The sequence below is a fragment of the Amycolatopsis albidoflavus genome (genome assembly GCF_039525725.1).
Taxonomy (GTDB): Bacteria; Actinomycetota; Actinomycetes; order Mycobacteriales; family Pseudonocardiaceae; genus Amycolatopsis; species Amycolatopsis albidoflava.
In genome coordinates, this window is sequence record NZ_BAAAHV010000015.1 from 31,205 (window position 1) to 50,191 (window position 18,987).

Consider the following 18,987-nt stretch of genomic DNA (forward strand, 5'->3'; position numbering starts at 1 on the left):
CCTGTGACCAGCGCCGGTCCACAGTGGACTCCCGTCACCCGGCTAGGTGACGAGGCACCGGAAATTGTCAGACCCCCCGGACAGAATGGCCCGCATCGACCGCGACCGACACGACCTGCGTGACCAGCCGGTCGCAGCCGGTGAAAGCACGAGACGGCATCGCGAGTCCGTGAGAGGCTCGCAAGGAAAGGGAGGAACCGGACATGACTGCGGCGCTGATCGGGCGGGCCCACCCCGCCTCGACACTGCGCGCGCAGCTCTCGCGCGCCACCGCCAGCCACGGCGGCCTCACCCTGGTCACCGGGGAGGCCGGGATCGGCAAGACCACGCTGGTCAGCGCAGTGGCCGACGACGCGCGCGAGGCAGGCGCGCTCGTCCTCGGCGGCACCTGCTGGGAGTCCGGAGCCGCGCCGGGCTACTGGCCGTGGGTCCAGGTCATGCGCGGGCTGCGCCGGGAAGCCGCAGCGCACGAATGGGCCGTCGCCAGCTCGCCGACGCTGTCCGCGCTGCTCGGCGAAACCCCCGAACCACCGGCTGACGACGGGTTCCAGCTGCCCGACGCCGTCACAAGGGCGCTGGTCACGGTGGCCCAGGAGCGCCCGGTGGTCGTCATCCTCGACGATCTGCACTGGGCCGATCCGGCGTCGCTTCGCCTGCTCGAATTCGCGGCCCGGCACACGTGGTTCGAACGGCTGCTGCTCATCGGCACCTACCGCGACGTCGAGGTGGACGCGCCCGGCCATCCCCTGCACCAGCTGATGCTGCCGCTGCTCGCGAAGGCGACCACGATCACGCTCACCGGCCTGGACGAAACCGGAGTCGCCGAGCTGATGAGCCGCACCGCGGGCACTGATCCAGATGCTGAACTGGCTTCCGACGTGCACCGGCGCACCGGCGGAAACCCGTTCTTCGTCGAGCAGACCGCGCGGCTGTGGCGCAGCGGGAACACGGTATCCGCGGTCGCGCCGGAAGTCGCCGACGCACTCCAGCGACGGCTGTCCCTCCTCCCCCGCCCCGTCACCGATCTGCTCACCAATGCCGCGGTGCTCGGCCGCGAGTTCTCCCTCCAACTGCTGGCCGCCACCGCCGGCGCGCCCGTCGCACAGGTCGACCATCTGCTCACGCGCGCCGTAGCCGCCCGGCTCGTCCTCGCGCTCGGCGAGGGCCGTTTCGCCTTCGCACACGACCTGGTGCGGGAATCGAGATACGCCGAACTAACCCCCGCCGAAGCGCAACGCCAGCACGCGGCAGTCGTCCGCGCCAGCGAACACACCCCGGCCCTGACCGGAGTCGCCGAACGAGCCCGGCACGCCTATCTCGCCCATGCCGACCTCGAACCGCGACACGTCGTCCGGCTGCTGCTCGCCGCGGCCAAAGACGCCGGCGCCCGGATGGCGTTCGAGGAATCCATCGCGCACCTGCGCCGAGCCCGCGAACGCGCCACGGACGAACGCGGCCAAGCCGTCGTCGCGCTGGAATTGGGGACCGTGCTCTGGCGCCTGGAGGAGAAGGACGAGGCCTGGCTCCTCTGCGAGGAAGCTGTCGCCCTAGCTCGCCGGCTGGACAACGCGAACCTCCTCGCCCGCGCCGCCCTCACCCTGTCGAAATTCGGCACCAGCGGCGCCCGGCGCGAGTTCACCGCTCACCTTCTCCGCGAAGCACACGAAAAACTGTGCGGCGGCAACGCGGCCGAACCTCTCTCGCTCGACCGCATCCGGCTGGAACTCACCGCCCGCGCCACGATCCTCGCCCGAGACGACGAGGACGACGATGCGCTGGCGTTTACCTTATGGGCGCGGCACGACGCGATCTGGGGCCTGGGCAGCGGCGCCGAACGCGAGCGGCTCACCGATGAACTGACGGCCGTCGCGAGGCGCACCAACGACCACGAGAACGAGTTCTTCGCCGCCTCGCTCAAATGGGTCGCGATGCTGGAACAAGGAGACCCGCGCTACCTGGACCAGTTCCAGATATTCCAAGCAATCGCCGACGAAGGCTTGCCAGCCGCGAAAGTGGCGGAAGCAATCGATCGCAGCATCATCTGCACCTTCCGCGGCCGATTCGCCGAAGCCGACACAGCACTCGCCGAAGCTATGGCCGCCCCAGAACTGTTCGGCACCAACGAGTACGGCTATCTGCCCGACCAATTGCGCTGGAGCGCCTTGCTCGTCCAAGGCCGCTTCGCCAAAGCCGCCGACCTCCCGGCAAAGATGACCGACGCCGGTTTCCCCCACCCCGCCCTGCTGCGCACCCTGACCGCGGCACTCGCCGGCGACGCCGCGACCACCCGGCACGAACTGTCCGAAGCATCCGCGGACGGCCCGTACGGCCGCGCCTTCACCCCGCTCTGGCTGCGCTGCCAAGCCCAAGCCGCCGCAGTGTTGAAAGACCGCGCCGCAGCGGAACGGCTCCTGCGCGAACTCTCCCCACACTCCGGCGAATGGCTGGTCTCCCTCTACGGCTGCGAATTGAGCGGCCCAGTAGACCTGTGGCTAGGCCTGCTCCACAAAACCCTGGGCGACGCCGAAACAGCCGCCGCGCGCTTCACTTCCGCCGCCCGGTCCGCAGATCGGCTGCGCGCCCGCCCGTGGGCAGCCGAAGCCCGCAACCACCTCGCCAGCACGGTGCAGGACCTGGGCGACACCGAGCGCGCAACCGCCCTGGCCGATGCCGTCACCGCCGAAGCAGCCGAACTGGGCTTGCAGCATCTCACCGCCCGCCCCCGCCCAGCACCGTCCGTTCCCGCCAACGAATTCCACCGAACCGACGCAGTGTGGACGCTGCGCTTCGCCAACCGGGAAGTACGCATGCCAGACGCGAAAGGCCTGCGAGACCTGAATTTCCTGCTGAGCAGACCAGGAACCGAAACCCCCGCCGCACAACTGCTCTCCCCCGACGGCGGCGCCGAATCAGAAGCCGCCAAAGCCTTCAGCGGCGACCCCATCCTCGACGACACCGCGAAAGCCGCCTACCGCCGCCGCCTCGACCAACTGGACGAAGCCATCGACGCCGCCGCCCTCCGCGGCGACGACGCCAAAGCCGCCGCGTTGGACACCGAACGCGCAGCGCTGCTCGACGAACTCCGAACGTCCACCGGCCTGTCCGGCCGAACCCGCCGCCTCGGCGACGAAACGGAACGCGCACGCAAAGCCGTGACCGCCCGAATCCGCGACACCCTCCGCAAACTAGGCGACCTCCACCCGGAACTGGCAGACCACCTCCGCACCACCATCACGACCGGCTCGTCCTGCAGCTACCAACCGGAGAAGCCCATGACCTGGCGCTTGTAACCGCCCAGCACGCCCAGGAGCGCCGCGCCGACCCCGCAGCCCGACCCGCCAGGCATCGGAACGAGCGCGCCGCCCGGGGGAGCCGACGCCGTCGGGCAGGAAGGACCGACTCGGCGAGCGCCGCGCGACAGCACCAACCGGGGCATGCGGGCCGCCGATCAGGGGTGACAGCGGTGCACGAGGTTCCTCGCGGAGGTGGCTAGCGGCGTCGCGAAACCGCGATACCCGCTGGCGGATGCCCGAGCGAGAGATCGAGTTCCTTCACCCGCTGCCGGTGAAGCGATTGCGGGAATCGTGGCGTCGGCGAAGCCGCGAAGAAGCGTCCGCAGCGCGAGCAAGCCGCCAAAAGCTGCTCGGGCCGTTGCGGAGGTCCAAGCGGCCGGGCCGAGCAGCCGGGCCGAGCGGCCGCGCGACGGGGTTGCCCGGGTGGCAACTCGCGGCGACCCTGCGCGGCGCGGCTCCGCAGTGGGTCAGCGCGACAACCCCGGTGCGGCGGGTCGGTACGGCGAGTCAGCGCGGCAACCCGGCGCGGCTAGCTGCATCGCGGCCTTGCCCACGTGTCGACCGCGCTGCGCATCGACACTCTTTCCCGGTTCCAGCAATGGGTCCCGGCGGTCCGACGGTTCTCCTACGCCCTCTCCCCACGACCTGAAGCCACCGCACCGGGACGAGGCGGGCAGCCCCCGACGCCGGGCGTAACGAGCGGAAGCTGACACGACTGACTCGGACGGCCCTCCGGTGCGCGGCTCCCGCTGAGCACCGGAGGGCCTCCCGTGCGAGGCCTCCCGCTGAGTCCGGGTCATTTCCGGTTGTACAGCCGCATCGTCAGCGTCCCGAACACCGCGGTCAGCGCGGCCGCCGCGATCAGGGTCCACATGATGGCGCTGCCGTCCCAGGCGCCGGACATCGTCGAGCGCACTGCGGTCACCAGGTGGCTGATCGGGTTGGCCGAGACGCCTGCCTGGAGCCAGCCGGGCATGGTGGACGGGTCGACGTAGATGTTGCTGAGGAACGTCAGCGGCATGATCACCATCATGCTGACGCCCATCACCGATTTCTCGGACCTCAGCAGCAGCCCGAACATCGTCCACACCCACGACAGCCCGAACGAGAACACGAGCAGCAGCAGGACGCCCACGGCCACGCCGCCGATTCCGCCGTCCGGGCGGAAGCCGAGGATCAGGCCCACGACCATGATCACCACGGACGCGATCAGGTACCGCAGCACGTCGCCCAGGAGGTAGCCGACCATCGGGGCGGGCCGCCAGATCGGGAGGGTGCGGAAGCGGTCGAACACGCCCTTCTCGATGTCGGTGTTCACCGCGACGCCGGTGTACATCGTGATCATCACGACGCTCGACGCGAGGATGCCCGGCAGGAAGAACTGCAGGTACTGCGTCGGCGAACCGGCCAGCGCGCCGCCGAACAGGTAGGTGAACATCAGCGTCATCATGATCGGGAACGCGGTGACGTCGAACAGTTGCTCCGGCACGTGCTTGATCTTCAGCACGGCTCGCCAGCCGAAGGAGAACGACGCGGATAGCGCGCTCGGCCGCGGCGGGCGTTCGGTGGCGAGCAGGACCCCGGCCAGTTCGTCCGGCTTCGGGGCCGCGAGGTCGAGATCGGGTTCCTTGACGGTGGTCACGCCGCCTCCTCGGTGGCTGTGCGGTCGGTGAGGGCCAGGAAAACCTCGTCGAGGCTGGGCTGGCCGAGCGAGAACGTGTCGACGGTGACGCCGGCCTTGGCGAGTTCCGCGAGAGCCCGCGACGCGCGGTCGGCGGCGGCCTCCTGTGCGTCCGACGACAGCCGGGCGGTGATCGCGACCGGGTCGTGATCCAGTTGCACGGTGGCGGAAAGCGCGCGCTCCAGCACTTCGGCGGCGGTCGCGCGCTGGTCGGCGTCGCGCAGTCGCAAGTGGACAGCGCCGACTCCGACCGAGGCCTTCAGCTCGCCCTTGGTGCCCTCGGCGATGACGCGGCCGTGGTCGATCACCGCGATGCGCGACGCCAGCTGGTCGGCCTCGTCGAGGTACTGCGTGGTGAGCAGGACGGTGGTGCCCTGCGCGACGATCGCGCGGACGATGTCCCACACCTGGTTGCGGCTGCGCGGGTCGAGGCCGGTGGTCGGCTCGTCGAGGAACAGCAGGTCCGGCGTGTTGAGGATGCTCGCGGCGATGTCGAGCCGCCTGCGCATGCCGCCGGAGTAGTTCTTGACCTGCCGGCGCGCGGCTTCGGTGAGCCCGAACGCCGCGAGCAATTGGGCCGCCCGATCGCGTGCGGCAGCGCTGCGGTGCCCCAGCAGCCGGCCGAGCAGCACCAGATTCTCTTGCCCGGTCAGGTCTTCGTCGACCGACGCGTACTGGCCGGTGAGGCTCACCCGGCTGCGCACGGCGTCTGCCTCGCGCACCACGTCGTGGCCGAACACCCGCGCCTCGCCGCCGTCCGGGCGGGACAACGTGGCGAGCATCCGGACGGTGGTGGTTTTGCCCGCGCCGTTGGGCCCGAGGACGCCGTACACCGTTCCGGCGGGCACCACGAGGTCGACCCCGTCCACCGCGCGGGTCTCGCCGAACACTTTGACGAGCCCGGAAGTCTCGATCGCCGGTTCCCCGGCTGCGTTGCTCATGCCTGTCCTTTCCCCTCAGTTCCTCATCCGCGATACGGCCGCGCGCGGCGGCCCTCGCGCAGTGCCAGTCCCCACCAGATCAGCTCGTCCAGTAGAGCAGAGGCCGCGTGACCTGCGGATTCCCCGTGCGGACCCGCGCCGGGGTCGCCGCATTCGTGCTCGAGCAAGTCGAGGCACACCGAATCCCGCACCGTCGCCGTGTGCAGTTCGGTGAAGACGTCCCGAAGGTGCTCCACCGCGTAGCGCCCGGCCGCGCGGTAGCCGTAGGAGACGAAGCCGACCGGTTTGGCCCGCCATTCCTCGTACGCGCAGTCGATCGCCTGCTTCAGCGACGCCGGGAAGCTGCGGTTGTACTCGGGCGTGACCACCACATACGCCTCGGCCACCGCGATCCGCTTCGCGAACCCGGCCATGCCAGCCGTCGGCTCGGCGGGCAGCCGGGCCGGGATCGCGAACGTCGCGAGGTCGAGCACGTCGAGCACCACCCCGCCGTGCCCGGCGGCCCGCTCGACGAACCATCGGCCGATCTCGCCGCCGACCCGGCCTTCCCGGGTGCTGGCGACGAGCACGGCTACCCGCAGCTCCTCGTCCACACTTCTTGGGCGCCAGATCGGTGCGCGAGGGTGCCAGGTTGGATCTAGCGGGCGTTGTGGCCGGTCAGACAGACGATTCGGTGCGCGACGGCACCAAGTCAGATCTAGCAGGCGTTGCGGCCGGTCAGACAGACGATTCGGTGCGCGACGGCACCAAGTCAGATCTAGCAGGCGTTGCGGCCGGTCAGACAGACGATTCGGTGCGCTACAGCACCAAGTCAGATCTAGCAGGCGTTGCGGCCGGTCAGACAGACGATTCGGTGCGCTACAGCACCAAGTCAGATCTAGCGGGCATTGTGGCCGGCCAGAGAGACGATTCAGTGCGCTACAGCACCAAGTCAGATCTAGCGGGATGTTGTGGCTGGTCAGAGAGATGACGACGAAGAAAGAGGAAGCGGCGGCGAGTGCGCCAGGCGAGGCTTCCAGAGGTGCGAGGCCAGATGTGGCGCGGCTGGCCACGCCCCGGCTCGAGCTTCTTCGCCGTGGCCGTCAGCGATTCGCCGCCAATCGAATGGGACCGAGACCGCCATCGCGGGCAGGATCACCGGCATGGACTCGGATCTGCCCACAGTCGGCCTGCGTTTGTGGCGCGCTGATGCCGTGGTGCTGTTCGACTGGCTGATGACAGTCGACCTGAACACGGTGCCGATCACCCACCCCGCGCAGAAACAAGCGCTCGCCGACCTGCTGTCCCGATTGGAATACGCCACGGACAGCGACGTCGCCGGGTCCACAGCCGAAGAAATCGCGGCCGCGCAGGAGGAAGTCGCCAAGGACCTGGGCTGGTAGACGCGGGCAATCACGTCAACCGCGTCGGTGCCCTACGCCAGGAGCGGCGCGCAAGAAACCCGGCGAATACTTGGTACCCGTGACCGGCGAAGCGTCCAAACAACCCCGCCGGTCACGGAGTCTTACTCGGCCCGCAGCGCCAACGCCACCGCGCCCAGCAGCGCTGCGTCCTGGTCAAACCGCGCGGGCACCAGCTCCGGCGGGAACGGCACCGCGGCCGCCAAACGTTCCCTCAGGGCAGGCAAAAGCACATCAGCCGACCGAACCAACCCGCCACCGACGGCAATCCGCGCGGGGTCAAAGGCGATCGCCAGGTTGGCCACGTGCATCGAGAGCTCGTCCAAAGCCGACGCGACCAGCTCTTTGGCCTCCGTATTTTCCCGCGCCAAGGCGAACAACTCCCCCGCCGTGACCGGGCGGCCGAGCAGCGCGGTCGCCCGCGTGCCCAGCCACCGGCCTCCGACGGCTTCCTCCAGCGGCGCCGCTCCGCTGGCGAATCCGTCGGCGTCTTGAGGGGTGCGCAGGTTGTACCCGATCTCCCCGGCCGCTCCGTTGGCACCGGTCAGCAGGCGGCCGCCGACCAGGACCGCGGCCGCGATGCCGGTGCCGAGAGAAAGGAAAACCGCGGGGTCGGCACCGGTCAGGGTGCCCCAGGTCCATTCCGCCAGTGCGGCGGCTTTCGCGTCCGTGCCGACGGTGACCGGAACCGCGGGGAAGGCCGCTGACACCAGCTCGGCCAGGTGGAGTTCTTCCCAGCCGGGCACGTTCGGGGCCAGCAGGATCCGGTCCGGCAGCACGATTCCGGGACTCACCACGCCGATCGCGGCGAGCTGAGCACCGGAAGACAGCTCGACAGCGGCGGCCAGCGCCCGGGCGACCACCTGTTCGGCGCCCGCTTCGGCGTCGGTGTCCAGGCGGCGGGTCGCCCGCAGCGTGCCGGTCCGGTCGGACAGACCGAGCGCCACTTTCGTGCCGCCGAAGTCGATGCCCAGGATCAGGTCTTCCGATGTCACTCGCGGGTCCCCTCGATGACCGGCGGGACAGCGCCCTGGCTGTCCCGGTGCGGACCGGCCGGTACCACGACCCGGCCGGTGTTGAACCCGTCGACGCTGACGGTCGGTCGGGCGCCGTGGAGGTCGGCGGCCCGGTAGCGGACGGTCAGCGTCTGCGACTGGCCCGGCCACAACGTGATGTCGTTGTCGTCCCAGGTCGCGGCTGGCAGCTGGGACCCGTCCGTGGAGCGGCGCACGTCCGCGCGCAGGAAGAAACTGACCGCGGTCTTGGACGTATTGGCGACCGTGACCGTCGTCGCGGTGTCCGTGCCGTCCGGGCCACGCGACGGGCGCGTCGAGGCAGACACCCCGACCTGCGACTTCGGCAGATCGCGCAGCGCGGTCAGATCGCTGTACTGGCTCATCGTCGCCTGCGGATTCTGCAGCGTCTTCGCCCAGTCCACGACGTCCTTCTGCGTCGACATCCAGTAGACGTTCCGGTCCACGACCTTCCCGGCCTGCCGCACCTGCAGTTCCACGAAGTACACCTGCGCCTTCGCCGGTGCCTTCGTCTCAGCCGGGACCTTCGGCTTCAGCAAACCGGTCGCGACGCCCTGGCTGTCCAGCGAAACCGCCGGAGCGGTCTGGTCGTCAAGCACCTTGCCCGCGGTGTCGTACACCTTGGCCTGCACGGAAATCCCGTTCTGCCGCGCGGCGCCCAGGTTGGACAGCGCGACCGCGCCGGTGTCGTAGGCGTACAGCGCGTGCAGCGGCTTATTCGCCTTCTGCGCACCGAAATACGCGCCCGGCTGGTCGCCGTCGTTGTTGTACAGCGACCACAGCAGCGTCGGCCAGCCCTTGTTCAGCTGCCAGTACACCACGCCGGTCGACGGGTTCTTCTTGTCGTTGGCGTGCGCGAGGAACGCCTCGAACTGGGAACGGGTGTTCTCGTAGTTCGCGATCTGCGCGGACTCCACATAGGACTCCAGCGAATCCCATTTCCCGTACCGGCGGGCGATCGACTCGTCCAAGGTATACAGCGTGCCGAACTTGTAGCCGCCGTGCCCGGATTCGTAGTTCGCGTGGTACTGGTTGTACGCCGGGTCCTGCCACAGCTTCGCCTGCTCCTCCGGCGACAAGAACCGCCGGATCGAATCCAGGGTCGGCACGGTGTGCCCAGCGCTCTGCTCGCTGGCGAAACCCCAGGCCCCGCCTGCGTTCGTGCGGCTCGGGTCGGTCTTGTCGAAGGTCGACGAGTCGTACCAATAGGCCGGCGGGACCCAGTCGTAAGGGCCTTCCTTCTCCCCCGACGGGCCGAGCGTCTTGGTGCTCTTGTACTCCGCCGACGCGATCACCGGCACGTCCCAGTCGGCTGCCTTGAACGCGCTCAGCGTCTCGGTTTCCTGCCGCGGGATCGGCTCGTTGTCGCTCCAGCCGTAGGTGATCACGCTGGGGTGGCTGCGTTCGCGCTGCGCGATCGAGTACGCGGAATCGTGCATGATCCGGTAGTCGCGGTCGGTCAGTTTCTCCGGATGTTCCGGCTGCCAGGCGTCGCAGCAGAGGAATCCGCCGAGCACCAGCAGTCCGGCGCGGTCGGCCTGCTCGTAGAAGTCCGCGGGCATGTCGTGGCCTTCGAGCCGGACGCCGGACAGGCCCAGGTTCTTGATCAGCGCGAGCTGGTGCGCGATGTCGGCCTTGTCGTAGCGCAGGAACAGATCCGGCGCGAAACCGCCGCCGCGGAACACGAAGTCCCGGCCGTTGACCGCGAATTTCCGCGCGCCGTCCGGCAGTGCCGGGGACTTGCCGATCAGCTTCGATGTCACTGTCCGGATCCCGAACGTGTCCGACGACGAAGTCGACACCACGCCGCCCTGCGAAACTGTCGTACCCAAGGTGTACAACGGCTGTACACCCATTGAGTACGGCCACCACACTTGCGGCTTGACGATCTTCAACTGCGGGAACTTCGTCGGCGTGAACGTCACGGTTTGCTTGGCATGCGCGGGAATCGTCACGTTCTGCTTCACCACGATCGGCGCGCCGCGGCCCGGCGGCGTCACCGTCGCGGCGACCTCGCCGGTCTGCGGCGTGCCCGCGTCGTTGGTGACGTCGACCTTCGCGGTCAGCGAGGACGTCGACAGATCCGCCGCGTTGTCCTGCACGACGTGCGCGTTGTCGCCGCTCAGCGCGTCCGACAGCTCAAGCGTGGGCGGGTACTGCAGGCCGGTGTTGTTGTCCGGCACGATCTGCGCCCAGTCGGCCTGGTCGAGCGTGTACATCGAATTCGGGTCGTTCGGGTACATCTTGACCGCGAGCGTGTTCTTGCCCGGCCGCAGGAGCTTCGTGATGTCGAAGCTGTGGCCCGCGTACGCGCCGCTCACCACGTCCTTGCCCGCGACGAGCGTTCCGTTCACCCACACGTCGCCCTCGCCGACGACGCCCGGCACGGTCAGCTTCGCGTTCTTGCCCGGACGGAAACCGGGGTCGAAATCGGTGCGGAACCACCACGGGTCCTTGAACTGCTGCGTGGTGACCGGCCCGCGCTTCGTCTGGTAGCCGAAGCACTTGCGCATGTTGTCGGAGTAGAAAACATTGGGGCACTTGCCGTTTTGCACGAGCGCGTTGATCTCGGTGCCCGGCGCGCCCGCGTCGTCCGGCTTTACCTTGAACCAGCCGTGCGTCGGGTAGCCGGGCTTCGACACCGCCGTGCCGTCGTCCTTGACCTGCGCGGTCGTCAGCACCTGCCAGCCGCCGAGGCCGATCGCCGACGGGCTTTGCGGACGAGGACGAGCCGCCGCCGCTTCCGGCTCCTGCGCCGAAGCAGTGGCTGAAACGATGCCGGGGAGGAGGACCAGCGCGGCGATCCCGGCGATCAGCGGTTTCTTCACGACTCCACCCCCGCGGGCTGGGTCGCGAACGCCTCGCGGATTTCCTTGGGACCGAACGGCCACACCTTTTCCTTCGAGGCATAGACCAGGAAGGCGACGACCCCGAGAACGATCCAGCCGATCGACAGCCAGATCGAAAGCCAGCTGGCCGATATGTACACGTAGACCCAGCCGACCAACGCGATGATCGTCGGCACCGGGTACAGCACCTGCCGGTAAGGCCGCTTGAGGTGCGGCTGCCGACGGCGCAGCACCACGATCGCCGCGACCTGCGCGAGCGACTGGATGATCACCAGCACGGTCACCGCCGCGTTGATCACGTCAGTCAAGGTGAACAGCGAGCCGATCGCGGTGATCGCGCCCATCGCGAGCACGCCCGCGGTCGGGAGGTTCAGCTTCGGGTGCAGTTTGCCGAACACCGGCAGGAACACCTTGTCGCGCGCGGCTTCGAACGGCACCCGCGACCCGCCGAGCAGACCGGCGAACACCGAACCGACCGCGGCGATCACGATGAAGACGGTGATGATCTTCGCGGTCACCGAACCCCACGCCTGCTCCAGCACCGACGACGCCACCGATGTCGCGTTCTTGAGCTCCTCCAGCGGGGTCGAGCCGAGAACGCCGACCTGCAGCAGGAAGTAGAGCGTCATGATGCCGAGGATGGAGAAGATGATCGAACGCGGGAGCGTGCGGCCCGGGTTCCGGACCTCGCCGCCGAGGTACGCGCTCGTGTTGTAGCCGAGGTAGTCGTAAACGGCGATGACCAGGCCCGCGCCCAGTCCGGACCAGAACGCGCCGCCCGAGCCGAAGGCTCCCGGGGTGAAGTCGAACGCCTGGTGCGCGTCGAAGTGCGAGAAGGCCGCGATGATCACCGCGAGGACGGCGAACAGCATGATCAGGAACAGCGCGGTGGTGAGCTTGCTGATCTGGCCGATCCTGCGGAACAGCGCGAGCACGATCAGCACGACGAGGCCGATGCCGATGACCTTGCCCAGCGGGGTGACGCCGCCCGCGTCGGTCACGCCCGGCACCAGATAGCCCAGGTACTGGACCAGCCCGATGATGCCGGTGGACATGATGAGCGGGATGAACAGCACCGCGCTCCAGGCGAACAGGAACGGCATCAGCCGCCCGGAGCGGTACTGGAACGCTTCGCGCAGGTAGATGTAGGTCCCGCCGGCCCCGGGCAGCGCGGCGCCCAGTTCGGCCCACACCAGCCCGTCGGCGAGCGCGATGATCGCGCCGATGATCCAGCCGAACATCGCCTGCGGGCCGCCCATGGTCGCGACCATCGCGGGGATGGTGACGAACGGGCCGATCCCGCACATCTGCGTCATGTTGATCGCGGTCGCCTGCAGCGGCCCGATCCGGCGTTCGAGACCGTTCCCCGGAAGGGTCGCGGAGTCCCCCGGGCGGGTGGGTGAGCTCACGTCGTGCCTCCATCCAATAGTTAGTAAAGCTTCTTAACATAAGATGAACGGGGTGCGGAAGGGCTGCGTCCGGAAAGTTGCCGAAACCGGTGCGGGAGTGGGAGAAGGGGACGGTGGGGCGCGGGTCCGCCGGACAGGTCGCGTCCCGGCGGGAGCAGGCGTCTCCGGCCGGACGGCGCCGCTGGCCGGGAAGCGCCGAATCCGCGGCGGTCTGCGCGGACCAGCGGAAAATCAGCTGACGAAGCACCCGTCCGGCTGCGAGACTGATTCCCGTCGTCCACCTGGCCGGGAGCATTCGCGTGATGTCCCAACCGATCTTGCACACCGAGCGCATCCGGCTGGCTCCGTTGTCCGCCGGACATCTCGAGCACCTGGTCGAACTCTCCGCCGACCCGGAGGTGATGCGCTATCTGACCGGGGTGCAGACCCGGGAGCAGTCCGCGGACGAGCTTCGGCGAACCCTCGCGTACGCCGGTCGCGGCCTCGGTTGCTGGGCCGGCTTCGTCGATGCCGCTTTCGCCGGTTTCTGGTCCCTGCGCCCCGGCGAAGCCCCGAACGAGGCGGAGCTGGGATACCGGATGCTTCCCGGGTTTTGGCGTAAAGGACTCGGCAAAGAGGGCGCTGGCGAGATGCTCCGCCACGGTTTCCACGACCTAGGACTCGACCGCGTCTACGCCAGGACGGCAGCGGGCAACCAAGCCTCCCAGGCAACCATGGCCGCCATCGGGCTCCGGCACATCCGCGACTTCGTCGCCGACCCCGAGCACTTCGCCCCGGGTGCCGACCTGCACGCGGTCGAGTACGCCGTCGACCGCGAAGACTGGCTGGCCCGGAACTTCGCCTGATGTCCCAACCGATCTTGCACACCGAGCGCCTCCGGCTGGTCCCGCTGTCCGCCGGACATCTCGAGCACGAGGTCGAACTCTCCGCCGACCCGGAAGTGATGCGCTACCTGGGCGGCGTGCGGACCCGGGAGCAGTCCGCTGAAGCGCTTCGGAAACTGCTCGTGGACACCACCCCGGGCCTGGGTTGCTGGGCCGGGTTCCGCGAAGCCGATTTCGCCGGTTACTGGGCCCTGCGCCCCGCCGAGGCACCGGGACAGGCCGAACTCGGGTACCGCCTGCTTCGCAGACATTGGCGCAAAGGACTCGCCAAAGAAGGCTCGCTCGAACTGCTTCGGTACGGATTCCGCGACGTCGGCCTCGACCGCATCTTCGCCGGGACGGCCGTGGGCAACAAGGCCTCCCAGGCGACGATGGCCTCGGTCGGGCTCCGGCACATCCGCGACTTCGTCTCCGACGACCCCGACTACTTCGCGCCAGGCGACGACCGCCACGCCGTCGAGTACGCGCTCCGCCGCGAGGAGTGGCTGGCCCGGAACTAGCGTTCACTCCGGCGCGCCGCGGAGGCGGATGGCACCGCGCCCCGGCGACCCCATATCGTTGCGCGGGCAGCCGTCCGGAGGTGGAACCCGAACCGTGCCCGACTACTACGCGGTACTCGGCGTGGGCAAAACCGCGTCCCCCACGGAGATCAAGGCCGCCTACCGTCGGCTGGCCAAGACGCTGCACCCGGACGCGGGCGGCACGGTCGGCACCTTCCAGCTGTTGCGCGAGGCCTACGACACCCTCGCCGACCCCAACGAACGCGCTCGTTACGACGCCGGGGTCCCGGCCGCCTCGGTGCCCAAACCCCGGCCCCGGCGGCGATTCGGCGAGCAGCCCGGCTACCGCCCGGAGGCGCCGGACATCGATCCGGAAAGCCTGGAGTGGTGGTCGTTCGCCGCGGCCGACCCGCGGATGCGGCACGGCCGGCGGCGCGGACCGGGGCACACGCCGGTCGTCGCGGCGGTCGCCGGCGCGGTGCTGGTGCTGTTGCCGCTGCTCGCCGGGATCGACTTCACGCCGCCGGTGCTGATCGTCTGGCTCGCGCTCACCGCGGGCACCGCGCTGCTCGTGCACCGGCTCGCCCGCGGCTACCTGTCCGCGCGTCGCGCCCGGCACGAGTTCGCCGAGGAATTCGGCGGCAGCGCGGTGTTCGGCTCCCCCGGCGCGGAGGCCGACGAGCTGGCCGAACGGCTCACCGCGGACCTGCTGGAGCGGTATCTGACCCGGCTGCCCGGCGCGCGCATCTTCCACGGTCTCGCGTGGCCCGGTTCGGTGTTCGCCGACGTGGACCACGCGGTGCTGTGCGGGAAACGTCTGGTGCTGGTCGAGTCGAAGCTGTGGCTGCCCGGGCATTACGAGACCGCCGAGGACGGACGGCTGCTGCGCAACGGGCGTCCGTTCCGCGGCGGCGGCACCCAGCTGGAAGAAAGCCTGGAGCGCTACCGCGAACTGCTGCCCGGCGTCGCGCTGCGCGGCGCGATGATCGTGTACCCCAGCCGAGACGGCGAGGTCACCACCGCCGATCCGGACGGCGAACCCGGCCCGCCGATGACACCCGAGCAGTTCCTGCACGAGATCGGCGGCTGGCTGTCCGCCGAACCGTCCACTGTGGACCACAACGCGCTGCGCACGGTGCGCGCGCAGGTCACCGGGTCGGGCCGGGCGGCCTGACTCACCGGGGACATATCCGGCGCGTGTCACGCTCTGTGCATGACAACAGTGTCCGCTGACCGCCGCCCCGCCGTGCTCGCGCTGGCCGGGATCGGCGCGCTCGCTCTCGGCGCCGTGCTGATGCTGCTGTTGCAGGTGGTGCCGCCGACCGACGAGATCAGCGCGACCTGGCGGACCATCAGCGAATACGGGCTGTCGGACCACAAATGGGTGTTCGACCTGGCTGTCGTGCTGGTCGCGGCCGGTTCGGCGGTCGCGTTCGCCGTCCTGCGGCTGCAGGGACGGCTGCCGGTCCTGGCCGCGGTGCTCGGCGCGTTCTGGACCGCCGGGCTGCTGGTGATCGTCGCGTTCCCGAAGACCGACTGGGCCAACGCCGCGGCGACTGGCGCGGGCGGCACCCTGCACCGGATTGCCAGCGTGGTCGCCTTCGTCTGCCTTCCGCTCGCCGTGCTCATCTCGGCGCGCACGGTCTTCCCGGACGCGCCGCGCCGCCGGTTTCTCGCCCGCGCCCTCGCCGTGGCGTCGCTCGCGTGGTTCGCGGTGATTCTCGGCGCGGTGGCCGTCGCCGCGCTGACTGACCAACGCTGGTGGCTGCTGATCCCGCTGGGCCTCGTCGAACGCGGGATGGCGCTCACCGAACTCGTCGCGCTGGCCGCACTCGCCGCCCCGGCTCGGCAAGCGACCCCCTCGCCAGCCGGACCATGAGCACCGCGCCGACGGCCAACGCACTCAGCACATAAGCGTTCCCGAACACCGTCTCGACCGGATTCCACGACAGCTCCCGGTGCCCGCCCTGGGGAACCAGCATCAGCGCGACCCCGCTGAAAACCGCTCCAGCGCAGATCAGCGCGGCCCGTCCGCCGGAAAGAAGACCGACCAGCGGCACTGCCCAAATCCAGTGGTGCGTCCACGAAATCGGGCTCACCAGCAGCCCGCACCCCGCCGTCACGAGCAGCGCGGCCCGCGGGTCGCCGCGCCGGTGGAAGTCGCGAACCAGCAGCGCACCCGCCAGCAGGCACAGCGCGGCCGCCGCCGCGTACCAGCCGAGCGAGGTCGCGCCCAGCCTCGCGAACATCCCGTGCAGGGACTGGTCGAGCACCCAGTCGACGGCTCCGGCGTTGCGGTTGTCCAGCATGGCCGAGGTCCAGTACCGGATCGAGTCCCCCGGCAGGATCAGCGCCCCGGCCGCGCTCGCTCCGAGGAAGGTCGCCAGCGCGCGCCACGCGTCGGCACGCCGGCCGGTCAGGAACAGGTGCGGGACGAAGATCAGCGGGGTCAGCTTCACCGCCGCGGCAAGCCCGATCAGCACGCCGCCGGATTTGCGGTCGCGGGCGGGCAGCGCGTCCAGCACCGCCATGGCCATCAGCACGCCGTTGACCTGGCCCAGCGAAATCATCCGCCACACGGGTTCCAGCACCGGCAGGAGACAGAGCGCCAGCAGCGGCCGTTCGCGGGCGAACCGGCGCGACACCGACCACAGCGCGAACACCGAACCGACCGCGAGCAGCAACCACGCGAACTGCGCCGGGAGCGCGGCCAGCGGCAGGAACAGCAACGCCGCGCTCGGCGGGTAGGTAAAAGGCAGTTCCAGCGCGGACTTCGGGTCGAGCGCGAGGAGAGGCTCGTAGAGCGGCTGTCCGCGCAGCACGGCCAGCGCACCGGCGCGGTACACCGCGCTGTCCACCCCGAGCTGTGCGCCGCCGAGCCAGCGGACGACGGCGATCCCGGTCAGCGCGGCGATCGCCGCCGCCAGCCCGAGAAGAATCTTTTTCTCTTGGCGCACAAGGGAAAGCTAGGGAGACCAGCTCCTCGGAATCGTCGGTCCGCGGAGCCGTCTTCGGCTGCTCCCCCGGTAGCGTCCCTCGCGGCGAGTGCTACCCGGGTATCACTGGCCCGGCACCACGAACTTCGCCTCGTAGGCCAGCACCACCGCCTGCGCGCGGTCGCGGACGCCGAGCTTTCCCAGCACGCGGCTGACGTGCGTCTTGGCGGTCTGCTCCGCGATCACCAGCTGCGCGGCGATGTCCGCGTTGGACAGTCCGCGCGCGATCAGCCGCAGCACCTCGAGTTCGCGCGCGGTCAGCTCGGACAGCCTGCCGACGTCCTGGGCCGGCGGCCGCGTCCCGGCGAACCCCTCGATCACCCGGCGGGTGACCGCGGGCGCGAACAGCGCGTTGCCCGCGGCCACCATCCGGACCGCGACGACCAGGTCGTCCAGCGGGGAGTCCTTCAGCAGGAACCCGCTGGCACCGGCGCTGAGCGCACCGTAGACGTACTCGTCGGCGTCGAACGTGGTCAGCACGAGCACGCGCGGCCCGGCGTCGCGGCCGTCGCCGAGGACGAGCCGGGTGGCGGCCAGCCCGTCGAGGTCCGGCATCCGGATGTCCATCAGCACCAGGTCCGGGCGCAGCGCACGGCACGCGGCCACCGCCTCGGTCCCGGTGGCCGCCTCGCCGATCACCTCGATGTCCGGCTGAGCGTCCAGCACCGCGCGAAAGCTCTGCCGGACCATGGTCTGGTCGTCGGCGATCACCACTGTCACCGCCATGGCTGTCCCCCTAGTCCAGCGGGACGGTCACGACGACCTCGAACCCGCCGCCGTCCCGTCGTCCCGCCGAGAACGTACCGCCGAGGGCCGCCGCCCGTTCCCGCATCCCGAGCAGCCCGTGCTTCTCCCGGCCCGCCGTGTCCTCCGGAGCGCTCGCGGCGGCGCCGGTGTCCCGCACGACGAGCCGCAGCTGTCCCGGACCGACGTGCACCACCACCTCGACCGGTGCGCCAGGCGCGTGCCGCACCGCGTTGCTGAGCCCTTCCTGGACGATCCGGTAGGCCGACAACCCGACGCCCTCGGGCAGGCCGCGGCAATCTCCGTGCAGGTCGAACCGCACTTCGGTGCCAGCCGCGCGGACGCGTTCCACCAGCTGCCCGATCTGCTCGGCTCCCGGCTGGGGCTCGGTCTCCTGGCCGGCTTGCCCGGCGCGCAGCAGCCCGAGCAGCCTGCGCATCTCGGTCATCCCGTTGCGAGCGGTGTCCTGGATCGACTGGAACTCCTCGCGCAGCCCGTCGTCGAGGCCGGGGAACCGGTAGCGGGCGGAATCCGCGCGCATGGCCAGCACCGACATGTGGTGCGCGACCACGTCGTGCAGCTCGCGGGCGATCCGGGCCCGCTCCTCCAGCACCGCCCGGCGGGTGGACTCCGCTTCCAGGTCGCGTTCGGCGCCGCGCAGCCGCGAGACCAGCCAGCCGAACGCCAGCGGCACCGCGAGCAGCACGGAGATCACGACCAGCTCGCCGCGCACGTTCGCCAGCAGGGCGCTGACCCCGGTCGAGATCAGCCAGACCCACGCCAGCACGCCCGGCCGGTGGTTGCGGCCGACCGCGGCGAGCACCGGGATCGCCGCGAACGCGAGGCCCTCGCTCCACGGCCAGCCGAACCGGGCGTGGATCCCGTACAGCTGGTCCGCGCAGCCCACGACGACGATCAGCACCCGCCAGGCCCACAGCGGACGCACCAGGGCGAGCCCGACCGCGAACATCGTCAGCGCGGCCGCCAGCACTCGCGTGCCCTCGTTCGCGCGGTCGGCGGGAAAGAACGCGAGCACTCCGGCGACGACCGCCGCGAGCCCGGTCAGCGCCTGGTGCGTCCGGCCGGGCGCGACGGCCGGCCCGCCGCCTCCGGCGACCGTCTCCCCCAGCGCGCGTCCCGCCGCGACAACGGGCGCGCTCGTGATCTTCATCGGCGGCGACCCTACTCGCCGGGACCGACATTCCGGCCGCACCCGGCGAACCGCTCTTCCGAGGTCTCGCGAAATTCTCGTACTA

Annotated in this window: 15 protein-coding genes; 6 read left to right on the forward strand and 9 right to left on the reverse strand. The window is 70.0% G+C overall.

The window, feature by feature from the left end; genetic code table 11:
• Window positions 1-203: 203 nt before the first annotated feature.
• Entirely contained in the window at window positions 204-3,290 is a 3,087-nt protein-coding gene (locus ABD156_RS24795; protein WP_344278241.1) for an ATP-binding protein, read from the forward strand.
• A 799-nt stretch (window positions 3,291-4,089) separates the two neighbouring features.
• Here ABD156_RS24795 and ABD156_RS24800 read toward each other — a convergent pair.
• Genes ABD156_RS24800 through ABD156_RS24810 form a run of 3 tightly spaced genes read right to left on the reverse strand, consistent with a single transcriptional unit; the run spans window position 4,090 to window position 6,508 of the window.
• The gene (locus ABD156_RS24800; RefSeq protein WP_377927703.1) at window positions 4,090-4,935 is read right to left on the reverse strand and encodes an ABC transporter permease; all 846 of its coding nucleotides are present in this window, start codon (window positions 4,933-4,935) and stop codon (window positions 4,090-4,092) included.
• The gene (locus tag ABD156_RS24805) at window positions 4,932-5,915 is read right to left on the reverse strand and encodes an ATP-binding cassette domain-containing protein (protein ID WP_344278244.1); all 984 of its coding nucleotides are present in this window, start codon (window positions 5,913-5,915) and stop codon (window positions 4,932-4,934) included. Before ABD156_RS24805 ends, ABD156_RS24800 begins: the two co-directional genes overlap by 4 nt.
• A gap of 23 nt (window positions 5,916-5,938) precedes the next feature.
• Complete coding sequence (locus tag ABD156_RS24810) at window positions 5,939-6,508, reverse strand: NADPH-dependent FMN reductase (protein ID WP_344278247.1); 570 nt, start codon at window positions 6,506-6,508, stop codon at window positions 5,939-5,941.
• 549 nt (window positions 6,509-7,057) lie between these two features.
• On the opposite strand from ABD156_RS24810, the gene ABD156_RS24815 reads away from it, so the two are divergent.
• The gene (locus ABD156_RS24815) at window positions 7,058-7,297 is read left to right on the forward strand and encodes a hypothetical protein (protein WP_344278250.1); all 240 of its coding nucleotides are present in this window, start codon (window positions 7,058-7,060) and stop codon (window positions 7,295-7,297) included.
• Between the two features lie 122 nt (window positions 7,298-7,419).
• Here ABD156_RS24815 and ABD156_RS24820 read toward each other — a convergent pair whose 3' ends face one another.
• From ABD156_RS24820 to ABD156_RS24830, 3 genes are read right to left on the reverse strand one after another with little or no spacing between them, the layout of a single operon-like run.
• Window positions 7,420-8,310 (reverse strand): ROK family protein, encoded by an 891-nt coding sequence (locus tag ABD156_RS24820; RefSeq protein ID WP_344278253.1) that lies wholly within the window; start codon window positions 8,308-8,310, stop codon window positions 7,420-7,422.
• Window positions 8,307-11,177, reverse strand: coding sequence for a glycoside hydrolase family 2 protein (locus ABD156_RS24825; RefSeq protein WP_344278256.1), 2,871 nt, complete (start codon window positions 11,175-11,177; stop codon window positions 8,307-8,309). Before ABD156_RS24825 ends, ABD156_RS24820 begins: the two co-directional genes overlap by 4 nt.
• On the reverse strand, window positions 11,174-12,607 hold the full coding sequence (locus ABD156_RS24830) for an APC family permease (RefSeq protein ID WP_344278259.1): 1,434 nt from the start codon (window positions 12,605-12,607) through the stop codon (window positions 11,174-11,176). Before ABD156_RS24830 ends, ABD156_RS24825 begins: the two co-directional genes overlap by 4 nt.
• A 302-nt stretch (window positions 12,608-12,909) precedes the next feature.
• Between ABD156_RS24830 and ABD156_RS24835 the strand changes: the two genes are divergently transcribed.
• The 4 genes from ABD156_RS24835 to ABD156_RS24850 all read left to right on the forward strand — a co-directional run bounded on the left by ABD156_RS24835 (window position 12,910) and on the right by ABD156_RS24850 (window position 15,870).
• A complete protein-coding gene (locus ABD156_RS24835; RefSeq protein ID WP_344278262.1) occupies window positions 12,910-13,452 on the forward strand; it encodes a GNAT family N-acetyltransferase in 543 nt (180 codons plus the stop codon).
• The gene (locus tag ABD156_RS24840) at window positions 13,452-13,991 is read left to right on the forward strand and encodes a GNAT family N-acetyltransferase (protein WP_344278265.1); all 540 of its coding nucleotides are present in this window, start codon (window positions 13,452-13,454) and stop codon (window positions 13,989-13,991) included. Before ABD156_RS24835 ends, ABD156_RS24840 begins: the two co-directional genes overlap by 1 nt.
• 94 nt (window positions 13,992-14,085) lie before the next feature.
• Window positions 14,086-15,165: a J domain-containing protein gene (locus ABD156_RS24845; protein WP_344278268.1), complete on the forward strand. Its 1,080-nt coding sequence runs from the start codon at window positions 14,086-14,088 to the stop codon at window positions 15,163-15,165.
• 39 nt (window positions 15,166-15,204) lie between these two features.
• A complete protein-coding gene (locus ABD156_RS24850) occupies window positions 15,205-15,870 on the forward strand; it encodes a DUF998 domain-containing protein (protein WP_344278271.1) in 666 nt (221 codons plus the stop codon).
• On the opposite strand, the gene ABD156_RS24855 is transcribed toward ABD156_RS24850, so the two are convergent.
• From ABD156_RS24855 to ABD156_RS24865, 3 genes are all read right to left on the reverse strand, one after another.
• Window positions 15,797-16,948, reverse strand: coding sequence for a glycosyltransferase 87 family protein (locus ABD156_RS24855; protein ID WP_344278274.1), 1,152 nt, complete (start codon window positions 16,946-16,948; stop codon window positions 15,797-15,799). The genes ABD156_RS24850 and ABD156_RS24855 overlap by 74 nt on opposite strands.
• Window positions 16,949-17,050: 102 nt before the next feature.
• Window positions 17,051-17,713 (reverse strand): response regulator, encoded by a 663-nt coding sequence (locus tag ABD156_RS24860; protein ID WP_344278276.1) that lies wholly within the window; start codon window positions 17,711-17,713, stop codon window positions 17,051-17,053.
• A 10-nt stretch (window positions 17,714-17,723) separates the two neighbouring features.
• The gene (locus ABD156_RS24865) at window positions 17,724-18,902 is read right to left on the reverse strand and encodes a sensor histidine kinase (RefSeq protein WP_344278279.1); all 1,179 of its coding nucleotides are present in this window, start codon (window positions 18,900-18,902) and stop codon (window positions 17,724-17,726) included.
• Between the last annotated feature and the right edge of the window lie 85 nt (window positions 18,903-18,987).

Bases quoted from the DNA above. Each gene is read 5' to 3' on its own strand.
- ABD156_RS24815 (WP_344278250.1), top strand. From the start codon at position 7,058: ATGGACTCGGATCTGCCCACAGTCGGCCTGCGTTTGTGGCGCGCTGAT.
- ABD156_RS24835 (WP_344278262.1), top strand. From the start codon at position 12,910: ATGTCCCAACCGATCTTGCACACCGAGCGCATCCGGCTGGCTCCGTTG.
- ABD156_RS24840 (WP_344278265.1), top strand. From the start codon at position 13,452: ATGTCCCAACCGATCTTGCACACCGAGCGCCTCCGGCTGGTCCCGCTG.
- ABD156_RS24795 (WP_344278241.1), top strand. From the start codon at position 204: ATGACTGCGGCGCTGATCGGGCGGGCCCACCCCGCCTCGACACTGCGC.
- ABD156_RS24850 (WP_344278271.1), top strand. From the start codon at position 15,205: ATGACAACAGTGTCCGCTGACCGCCGCCCCGCCGTGCTCGCGCTGGCC.
- ABD156_RS24805 (WP_344278244.1), bottom strand. From the start codon at position 5,915: ATGAGCAACGCAGCCGGGGAACCGGCGATCGAGACTTCCGGGCTCGTC.
- ABD156_RS24860 (WP_344278276.1), bottom strand. From the start codon at position 17,713: ATGGCGGTGACAGTGGTGATCGCCGACGACCAGACCATGGTCCGGCAG.
- ABD156_RS24865 (WP_344278279.1), bottom strand. From the start codon at position 18,902: ATGAAGATCACGAGCGCGCCCGTTGTCGCGGCGGGACGCGCGCTGGGG.